Consider the following 9059-nt stretch of genomic DNA (forward strand, 5'->3'; position numbering starts at 1 on the left):
CGTGTCGGTGACCCCGGGGGCGCCGGGCTGGCTCGCGGACCTCCGCGCCGCCGGGGCCGCCGGGCGGGAGGTCAGACCCGCCGACTGAGCCCGGTGACGTCGAGGATGAACCCGTCGGGGTCGACGGTCGCGCTCGTGGCGGCGGTGGCGGTGATCCCGTGGACCTTCTCGTCGTCACTGGAGAAGGTGACCGAGTCCTCGGTGACGTCGAGCGTCAGGGAGTCCACCGAGAGCACCCGCTGCTCGATCGAACCGGGCTGCGAGTGCAGTCCGAGCCGTCGGCTGATCACGCTGGCGAAGAACACGCTGAACGTCACGTCCACGTCGACCACCCCGTCGCCGCCCACGCGGGAGCGGGTGTCGGAGGGGTCGTCCAGGAGCCAGGAGCCCTCGGCATCGCGGACCAGGTCGATGGTGCGCTCGTACTCCTCGGTGGACACGGTCAGCTGCACCCGGTGAGGGGCCAGGTCCGATCCGATCTCGACCTGGTACTCCAGAGTGAACGCCTGGTGGTCGGGGTGCGCGGCGGAGACGATCCGACCCCGGGCGCGGGAGGACTCGCCCTTCCGGACGAGTCTCACCTGCTCGATCACCCTGCCGGTCTCGGAGATCCACGTGTACATGCGGGGAGCCGAGGCGCGAGGCGCTTCGACCTGCGGCGAGGGCGACTGGGAAGCGTTCACCCCTCCTACGGTATGAAAATCTCCACCGAAACGCACATCACCGGCCCGTCGCGGCGGCCCTGCGTCACCTCGGTCGCAGCTCCACCCGTGCGCGTCGCCAGGGATACAGCGTCACGTTCCGCGCCCTGGGCCACTCGTGGCCACTGCCCACGCGGTCGAGCCGGTAGCGCTCCAACACCTGCCGGAGGATCACCTCGCCCTCCATCATCGCGAAGGACGCACCGATGCACCGGCGGGCGCCGCCGCCGAAGGGCAGCCAGGTGGTGGGGGTCGGGACGTCGCCGAGGAATCGGCCGGGGTCGAACTCCTTGGGCGCGGGGTAGGCGGCCGGCGCGCGGTGGGCCAGGATGATCGACGGCGAGATGGTCATCCCCCGCGGGTAGGTGCGGCCGCCTACGGTGGCGGGTTCCTGCAGCTCCCGCATCACCATCGGGACGACGGGGTGCAGTCTCAGGGACTCCTTGAGCACGGCGTCCAGGTACTCCGTGCCGCCGGTGGCGATCTCGGACACACATCGATCCTGGATCCCGGGATGCCGGGCCAGCTCGAGCACCGACCACGCCATGGCGGTGGCCGTGGTCTCGTGTCCTGCGGCCACCAGGGTCATCAGCTGGTCGCGCAACTCCTCGTCGGACAACCCCTGCGCGTCCTGGGCGGACGCCCGCACCAGCAGTGCCAGCAGATCCCGTCGCCCGGACAGGGCCGGGTCCCGGCGGGTCGTCTCGATCTCCTCATGCAGGAAGGCGTGGATGGTCGCGAGGTCCCGGACCTGTCGGCTCCACGGCCGGAACCGGCGCAGCGGCAGGATGCCCATGCCGATCATCACCACCGGCCCGGCGTCCACCGCCCGCGCCACGATCGGCCTCATCCGGTCGAGGCGGGCCGAGTCCGTCACCCCGAACACCACGCGAAGGATCACCTCGAGCGTGAGCTCGCTGAACAGGACGTGCGCACGGACCCGGCCCGATCTCGGCCAGCGATCCAACTGCTCGGTCGTGACCTCCTCGACCAGCGAGCGGTACCCCTCGATCTCGCGGCGCCCGAACGCCGGCGCGAGGAGCCGGCGGGCGCGCGCGTGTTCGTCACCGTCCTGGAGGAGGAGAGAGTGTTCCCCCAACAGCGGCCGCAGCAGTTCGTTGCCCTTGCCCGCGTGGAAGACCGACGGCGAGCCGGCGAAGACGTCCTTGACGTCGGCGGGATCGGCGACGGCGACCACCGTCCGGCCCTTGGGCATCAGGTCGAGCTTGAACGGCACCCCGTACCGCCTGGCGGCGGCCGGGAAGACGGCCGCGGGGGCCGAGAGTGCGAGCAGGGCCTGCACCAGGCCGGGTAGGCGTGGCCCGGGGGGAACGCCGTCGTCTGTGGTCACACTGTCCATGGTGACACCGTAGGAGTCGACAGGTGTCGCCGCAGCCGGACCGGCGAACGAAGACCGAGGCCGGACACCGAGGGGTCGCCGGACGTTCACCGCGATCGTCACCTCGCCGTGGCGGTCACCGGCTACCGTGAGCCCATGGCCCTGCTCCCCGTGGACCTGGACTCGACGCCCGACGACATCGCCTCCCTCCTCGCCGTGGACGCCGCCGTGCGCGCCGCGGTGGGCCTGGAACACTCCCCGCCCACACCTTCGGCCCTGCACTGGGTCGGCGCGGAAGGGATGTGGATGGCCCTCGTCCGGCCCGGCGAGGGGCGCGCTCTCCTGGCCGGCTGGCACCACGAGTTCTCCCTCACGGAGGGCAGCGGGCGTGCCGGAGAGGCCGGGACGGACCTCGTCGGCGACGCCCCGGGGTGGTGGCGACGCGGGGTCGAGCACGCCCGGTCCAAGGGCCTCTACCTGGGCTTCCTGTACGGCTGGGACGGGGCCGCGTGGTGGCGGCTGGACCAGCCGACCGACGACGGCTTCGACCCGGAGATCTACCCGGTGACCGCGACGGCCGTGCGGGACATCGTCGACGAGCTGGCCGACGACACCCTCCTCGACGCCCCCGCGACCGGAGCGGTCGACGCGCTCCTGTCGGCCGGTGCGCGGTTGTCCGCCCGGGACCTGGCGGCCGTCCTCCACTCCCCCGACGGCTGGCCCGAGGTCGACCTCGAGGCGGGCGTCCGAGCGGCCCGGGCGTTCGGTTCCCCGGTCCCGGCCTGAGCGCGTCGAGGAGCAAGAAGTGCTGGTAAGGATAGGCTTTCGACGCTTGCGACTCCGCGCGCCGACTCCTAGCGTGGACACATGGACACCCCTCGCTCCACCCGCCACGACGCCGTCGAACCGCACGACGCCTCGGTCGGCGACAGACTCAACTGGCTTCGTGCCGCCGTCCTCGGGGCGAACGACGGCCTGCTCTCGACCGCCGGGCTCGTGATGGGCGTCGCTGCGGCCACCACCGACCGATCCGCCCTGATGGTCGCGGGGATCGCCGGCTTGTCCGCCGGCGCGTTCTCGATGGCCGTCGGCGAATACGTGTCGGTGAGCACCCAGCGGGATACGGAACGTGCGCTCATCTCCAAGGAGATCGGCGAACTCGACCGCGAGCCCGAGGCCGAGTTCGAAGAACTCGTCGGGCTCTACACCGCCAAGGGGCTCAGTGTGGACACCGCCCGGCTGGTCGCCACCGAACTCCACGCCGTCGATCCACTCTCCGCCCACCTCGACGCCGAACTGGGCATCGATCAGGAGGCACTGACCAACCCGATGCACGCAGCCGTCTCCTCCGCGATCGCCTTCACCCTCGGGGCGATCATCCCTCTGCTCGCCATCCTCGCCCCCGCCAGCCTGAGAGTGCCCACGATCGCGGTGCTCACCATGGTCGGTCTGGCGCTCGCGGGATACGTCTCCGCGCGTCTGGGAGACGCGGATCGGGGCAAGGCCGTGCGCCGGCTACTCCTCGGTGGTCTCGCGGCCATGGCAGCGACCTACGGGATCGGCTCGATCCTGGGAACCGCCGTCGCCTGACCGGGGACGGGTTGCTCGCTACTGCACCGGTGAGCCGATCTCTGCCACCATGGTCTGGTGAGAAGACTCGGTTACGTCGCGGCCAAGCGCCTCGCACTCGAGACACTCGGGTGGACGCTCGTCGTGCTGGGTATCGCCGCTCTGTTCCTCCCCGGCCCCGGGCTGCTCACTCTCTTCGCGGGCATGGTCGTGCTCTCCCAGCAGTACGAGTGGTTCGAGAAGCGGGTCGACCCCGTCAAGCGCGTGGCCCTCGAGGGCGCGTCCCGAGGGGTGCAGACCTGGCCGAGGATCACCGCGTCGGTGCTCGGCGTGGCGTGGCTGGTCGGACTCGGGATCTACTGGGGCCAGCACCCCCCGGCACCACAGTGGTGGCCCCTCGATCCAGCCTGGTGGTTCATCGGCGGGTGGGGCACCGGCGGAAGCCTGATCGGCTCCGGCCTGATCGGCCTCGTCCTCATCGTCTACTCGATCCGTCGATTCCGGGGGAACCCGTACGACCACGAGGTGGAGACCGAGCGCGAGAGGGAACGCCACGCCGCCCGCCACCGGGAGAGAGAGGAACGGCGACGGGCGCGGCACGACGTCACATCGGGCCGGAGGCCGCACCCGGCCGCGTCTCCCACCGGGCCGGGCGTCGCGTCGGACTGATCGGGCGTCACGTCAGGCTGAACGTCTCCTCGCCACCCACCGCGACCATGCGCTCCTGTCCGGCCACGCACACGTGGACCGGGGTCGAGTCGATCACACCGTCTCTGTGATGCACCGTGACGCTGTCCTGCATCACCGTCACCGTGAGCGGGGACCGCAGGTAGGTCATGTTGAAAGAGACCCCGTCGATATCCCGGGGCAGGTTGGGGTGGATCTGCAGCATCCCGTTCTCCACCCGCATCCCCGCGTAGAACCGCTGGATCAGGTCGACCGTCCCGGACATGACACCCATGTGGATACCCTCGCGGGTCGTTCCTCCCTGGATGTCGTTGACGTCGCTGCCCAGCGCCACCTTGAAACGATCCCAGGAACTGTCCGGGTCGAAGCGGGCGAGGACCCCGGCATGCGTGATGTAGGACAGGGTCGACCCGTGTGACGTGCGCTGGTCGTAGTAGTCGATGGTGCGCTGTGCGGCATCGTCCGCGAACCCATAGCCGAGTCTGGTGAAGACCCGCCGCAGTTCGTCGTCGCTGAACAGGAAGAACAGCATCACGGCGTCGGCCTGTTTGGCCAGTTTGTACCGGTCCGGGGTGTCGCCCTCGGCCTTGAGGATCCGGTCGAGCCGCTGGATGTTGCCGTATTTGGCACGGTAGGAGTTCCAGTCCAGCTCGTCGAGGTCCTCGTACCCCTCGAACTGGCTGATGATCCCGTCGTGGAACGGCACGAACATCTTGCGGCTCATGTCCTTCCACCGCTCGATCTCGTCGTCACGCAGTTCGAGCCGGGCGCGGACGGCGCCGGCCTGGGGCGCCGGCAGCAGGTCGAGCAGGTGGGCGGCGATGTCGCAGATCCACGCCACGAAGACGTTGGTGTAGGCGTTGTTGCGCAGCCCGCCCTCGGACGCGCCCGGGTACTTCTCGTGGTACTCGTCGGGCCCCATCACGCCGTGGATCTCGTAGCGCTGCCGCTCCGGTGAGTAGTGCGCGATGGACGACCAGAACCGCGCGATGCCGAGCATCATCTCCGCACCCCGGAACTCGAGGAACATCGTGTCCTCGGTGAGGGTGATGTACTGCCAGACGTTGTAGAAGATCGCCGCGCTGACGTGGCGCTGGTTGTGCGACAGGTCGATGTCCCACCGCCCCGACATCGGGTTGAGGTGGAGTTCCTGGGTCTGCTCCGTGCCGAGCGATCCGCTCTGCCACGGGAACATGAACCCCTCGTACCCGGCCGTCGCCGCCGCCACCCGCGCCTCGGACTGTCTCCGGTAGCGGTACATGAGCAGGCTGCGGGTGACGGCCGGGAGCCGGAAGGTCAGGAACGGGAAGACGAACAACTCGTCCCAGAACACGTGGCCCCGGTAGGCCTCGCCGTTGATCCCGCGGGCGGGCACGCCGGCGTCGAGGTCGGCGGTGTTGTGCGAGCACGTCTGCAGGATGTGACTGATGTGCACCCGCAGCAGGTGCTGGGCCTCGTCGTCGCCGAACACGTGGAGGTCGCACGCCTGCCACAACCGCTCCCAGGACTCGCGGTGGTGCGCGTACGCCGCACCGAACGGGCGCGACCGGGCGGCCGACCGGGAGGCGCGCAGGAGCGTGTCCCCCGTGGCCGGGTCACGCGAGGTGAACAGCGCCACCGACTTCTCGATCGTGGTGGGGACGTCGCGCTCCAGCTCCACGTGGAGGGTCTGCTGGATGTAGTCCGCCATCCGGAAGTCGGAGCGGGGCACGTCTCGTTTCCGACCGCCGGTCGAGACGAGGGTCCGTGCCGCGACACCGATGTTCACCTCGGACTGCCGGGTGCGCACCTTCAGCGCCATCACCTCGGGGTGCGGGAACACCGTGCTGCCCGGCCGGAGGTGGTCGCTCTCGAGTTGCCGGTATCGCGGTACGCCGTCGTTGGTGACGCGTCCGTCGAGCGCGCTCACGACCTCAGCCTGGCCGGACCAGTTCAGCGGCGTGATCGTCCACTCCATGTAGGCGTGGTGCATGCTGGCCATCGACGCGAAGCGCCGGCTCACCAACTCGGTCTCCCGCCCCTCCCGGTCGCGGAAGCGGATCTGGCGGGTCATCAGCGCCGAGCGCAGATCCACTCGGTGGCTGTACTCGAGGATCTCCACTTCTGCGAGCCGGAGCACCTCCGCCCCGCCGATCCTGAGCTTGAGCGGCAACCAGTTGGGCAGGTTGACCAGGTCCTCGTTGTGCACCGGGACGCCGCCGAGCATGGTGGTCGCGCGGTTGTACAGGCCGTGGACGTACGTCCCGGGGTAGTGGACCCCGTCGGCGTCCTCCCATTCGGCCGCGCCCCGCGTGCAGAGGTAGCCGTTGCCCGTCGACGTGAGGGTCTCGCGCAGCCCCTCCTCGCCGGGATCGAACCCGGAGTAGGACAGCGTGAAGGCGTCGGACCGCCCAGCGGTGGTGTCGTTCGAGGGCCCGGTCTGCAGAGTGGTCACGCGGTCGACCCTATCGACTGACCTGCGGTTCCGACGGGATCCCACGTGCTTGTTTCCGGGATCGTCATCTGGCCGAGACTCGTCGGCCACCGACGTATTGTATGATCTACGTCACAGTCGGGACGGCCCGGGCCGCGCCTCGGGGCCCGCCGTCGACCGTCGCGCCGGAACAGGGGTTCACCATGACCGTTCAGTTCATCGAGATCACGGAGGACGTGGCCGACAGGCTCCACGTCCTCACCACACCGACGGCCTGCCAGGTCGGCGATGCGCGCATGATCATCGTCGATCTGCTCGGCTCCGGTCCGTCATGGCCACTGTCCGTCCTCGTCGACCACGTGTGCACCGCGTACGAGGCTCCCGACGGGGAACGTCTCATGGTCGACCTCCGGGAGGGCATGGCCGAGGACGAGCTCCGCGACGAGCCGGCACTCCGGCACGTGACGTGGGTGCGCGCCACGCGCCTCGCGCTCAAGGAACTCACCGACTCCGGAGAAGTGGTCTGGAGCCTGCCCTCGGACGATCCGGACGAGGTCGACCACCCCGAGGTCGAGGTCCTGATGTCCGGCGCGGAACCGCGCGCCTTCCGCGTCTACGTGGGGGATCCGCTCCCGGACGGCTCGGTGTCCCTGCGGTAGTAGGGCCCACCGCGGCCGTCCGTACCGTTCTCCCCCGTACCGCCGCCCTGGACGCCCCCGACGTCCGTGCCGCCGCCCCGAGTGCCGCCGCCCTGCGTGCCCCCGCCGTCCGTGCCGCCCCGGTAGCGGACGGCCACGGCCAACATCACCGCGCCCACCGCGATGAAGGACAGCACCCGGAACAGGCCGGGCAGCGTGGCAAGGTCGAGGAACAACAACTTGGCGAGCGCGAGCGACCCCAGGACGAAACCCATCCTGCGGGCGTCCGAGAGCCGGGGACTCGGCGTGAGGATCAACCAGGCCGCGCAGCTGATCCACAGCACGGTGACCACCAGGTGGGCCACGAGGAAGCCGTTGCGCGCCGCGCCCGCCAGGTCACCGATCACCACTCCGGCCGCCACCACCATCACCGAGAAGGCCAACAGCGCCGCGACGGCACCCGCCATCACCACCCTGGAGGACTGCCGGGGCACCCGCCGGGACGCCCACCACGTCGCGGCCACGGCGAGCGCGGTGACCGCGAGCGCCGCCACCACGTCCCAGTAGGTCAGCTCGCGGACCGCCAGACTCTCGTCGAGCGCGAGGAACGGCTCGTTGACGACCAGGTACACGGCCAGCGCGATGGCGGCGCCGACGCCGGCCACCCAGTCCGCCCAGCGGCGACCCCACAGGCCCGCCGCCACGACGTAGCCGGTGGCGCTGAGGGTGAGGGCGAGGCTCGTCATCTCCCGTCCGCCCAGTTCCACCCAGGCGCCGAACAGCAGCGCACTGCCCACGACCCCCGAGACGGCGGACAGCAGCACCGGTCCCGGTTCGTGGGCTCGACGTCCGGCCACCACCGCGACGGTGAGATAGGCCGCGGCGAGGATCACGCCGACCGGCCAGCCCGGCCGCAGGAGGAAGAGTCCGGAGAGGAGCAGCAGGGGGACGGCGGTGGGGACGACGACGAGGGCCGCGTTCTCCGGAGCCGGGCGGCGGCGCACGGAGTCGACCCAGGCGACCCCGACGCCCACAGCGGCGAAGACCAGGGCCGCCACGATCAGCGCGACCTGTTCGCCCCGGTCGTGGAGGTGCGTCTGCGTGAGGTAGCCCACGAGGACCGGTGCCGGGAAGACCGACCACACCACCCTGACCGCGATCCCGAGTTCGGCGCCGAGTACGGCGGTCGCGATGGCCAGGATCACCAGGAAGACAGGGAGCTCGACGCCCGTGGAGATGAACGGTGCCAGCACCATCGTGCCGGCCGAGACCAGGCAGGCGAGCAGCCCCGAGGACCATCGTTGTGCCAGGGCCATGCCCGCGAGCGCCAGCCCGCCGACGAACATGTACGCCGCCGGCACGGGGATCCACTGATAGAGAGTGGTGCAGGCGATCACGTCGAGCATGGCCGCTGCCAGACCGGTGCCGACCAGGGCCAACGCGCCGGGGTTGATCGGGCGCTCGGGCGTGGCCTCGTGGCGGGACTGCAACCACAACCCGAGCCCGACCAGGACCAGCGCGAGTACCGCCGCGGCGACCACCCGGGCGATCGGTGGGAAGAGCCCGGCCTGGATGGCGACCACCAGCAGGAACGCGATCCCGGCCAGCATCACGGATCCGCCGATCGCGGCGATCACCGTGGCCGCCGTGAGCCGTGGCACCCGGCGGGGTCGGGTCTCCGCGGAGCGCCGCGTCCACCCGGGCCCGGCGGG

Annotated in this window: 8 protein-coding genes; 4 read left to right on the top strand and 4 right to left on the bottom strand. The window is 70.5% G+C overall.

All coding sequences use genetic code 11. The features are described 5' to 3' along the window. Positions 1-71: 71 nt before the first annotated feature. Complete coding sequence (locus tag G6022_RS06365; RefSeq protein ID WP_245847146.1) at positions 72-683, bottom strand: putative glycolipid-binding domain-containing protein; 612 nt, start codon at positions 681-683, stop codon at positions 72-74. Between the two features lie 64 nt (positions 684-747). Next, positions 748-2052, bottom strand: coding sequence for a cytochrome P450 (locus tag G6022_RS06370; RefSeq protein ID WP_347237847.1), 1305 nt, complete (start codon positions 2050-2052; stop codon positions 748-750). A 144-nt stretch (positions 2053-2196) separates the two neighbouring features. On the opposite strand from G6022_RS06370, the gene G6022_RS06375 reads away from it, so the two are divergent. The 3 genes from G6022_RS06375 (at position 2197) to G6022_RS06385 (ending at position 4278) form a co-directional block, all read left to right on the top strand. Beyond that, positions 2197-2826 carry a hypothetical protein gene (locus G6022_RS06375; RefSeq protein ID WP_179524307.1) on the top strand — a complete coding sequence of 210 codons (630 nt, stop codon included), beginning with the start codon at positions 2197-2199 and terminating at the stop codon, positions 2824-2826. 81 nt (positions 2827-2907) lie between these two features. Beyond that, the gene (locus G6022_RS06380) at positions 2908-3630 is read left to right on the top strand and encodes a VIT family protein (RefSeq protein WP_017838261.1); all 723 of its coding nucleotides are present in this window, start codon (positions 2908-2910) and stop codon (positions 3628-3630) included. A gap of 57 nt (positions 3631-3687) precedes the next feature. Further along, on the top strand, positions 3688-4278 hold the full coding sequence (locus G6022_RS06385) for a PGPGW domain-containing protein (RefSeq protein ID WP_179524306.1): 591 nt from the start codon (positions 3688-3690) through the stop codon (positions 4276-4278). A gap of 7 nt (positions 4279-4285) precedes the next feature. Here G6022_RS06385 and G6022_RS06390 read toward each other — a convergent pair whose 3' ends face one another. Next, positions 4286-6730: a glycoside hydrolase family 65 protein gene (locus tag G6022_RS06390; RefSeq protein WP_179524305.1), complete on the bottom strand. Its 2445-nt coding sequence runs from the start codon at positions 6728-6730 to the stop codon at positions 4286-4288. A gap of 182 nt (positions 6731-6912) precedes the next feature. On the opposite strand from G6022_RS06390, the gene G6022_RS06395 reads away from it, so the two are divergent. Beyond that, positions 6913-7368, top strand: a complete 456-nt coding sequence (locus tag G6022_RS06395; protein WP_042330231.1) for a hypothetical protein — start codon at positions 6913-6915, stop codon at positions 7366-7368. On the opposite strand, the gene G6022_RS06400 is transcribed toward G6022_RS06395, so the two are convergent. After that, positions 7323-9059: DUF2339 domain-containing protein (locus G6022_RS06400; RefSeq protein ID WP_187701284.1), on the bottom strand; the 1737-nt coding region annotated here is incomplete at its 5' end. The two genes, G6022_RS06395 and G6022_RS06400, sit on opposite strands and share 46 nt — an antisense overlap.

It is taken from the genome of Dietzia sp. Cai40, from assembly GCF_014145165.1.
Classification (GTDB): domain Bacteria; phylum Actinomycetota; class Actinomycetes; order Mycobacteriales; family Mycobacteriaceae; genus Dietzia; species Dietzia natronolimnaea.